The 527-nt window shown below is 57.1% G+C and carries 1 protein-coding gene; it reads left to right on the top strand.

Features of this window, described 5'->3' with window-relative positions:
• Positions 1 to 143 precede the first annotated feature (143 nt).
• The coding region (locus tag HV477_RS28035) for an antirestriction protein (RefSeq protein ID WP_175065762.1) at positions 144 to 527 on the top strand (384 nt) is incomplete at its 3' end.

The following is a 527-nucleotide window of genomic DNA, read 5'->3' as shown; positions in this document are numbered from 1 at the left end:
TCCTCACCCTCCGGCTTCCGTCTGCCGTGTCGTCAGGCTGCGGCTTCCCTTGCGCCCCTGCATCCCCGGCTTTAACGCCCGTCTGTTATGGATGCACGGCACCGCCCGGTGTCGCGGACAATGTGATTACGGAGGAAGTTTTTATGCATCATTCAAATCAGCAACATGCGCGCATCATTAACGTCGAAGAGTCAGACCGCCTGTCTTTTCTGCCGTACCTGTTTGGCGACGACTTCATGATTGCAGAAATGCAGGTGTACGCACTGGCCGGAAAAATGATTACCGGATATGAGGGCGGTTTCTGGCACTTCATCCGCCTGCCGGATGGTGGCGGCTACATGATGCCGGACTGCGGGCCTGTACATCTGGTTAACAGTGAAAACTGGTTTGACCGTACCGTCAGCGCGGATGCGGCGGGGATTATCCTCACCACCCTCGCCGTTAACCGCCGTCTGTGGACGCATCACGAGTGCGGTAACGCCGCGCTGACACGCCTTTTTCAGATGCGGGACGCTCAGTTATGGAAT

It is taken from the genome of Salmonella sp. SG203 (assembly GCF_013350575.1).
Classification (GTDB): domain Bacteria; phylum Pseudomonadota; class Gammaproteobacteria; order Enterobacterales; family Enterobacteriaceae; genus Salmonella; species Salmonella enterica.
This window is presented reverse-complemented; position numbering and strand designations above follow the sequence as displayed.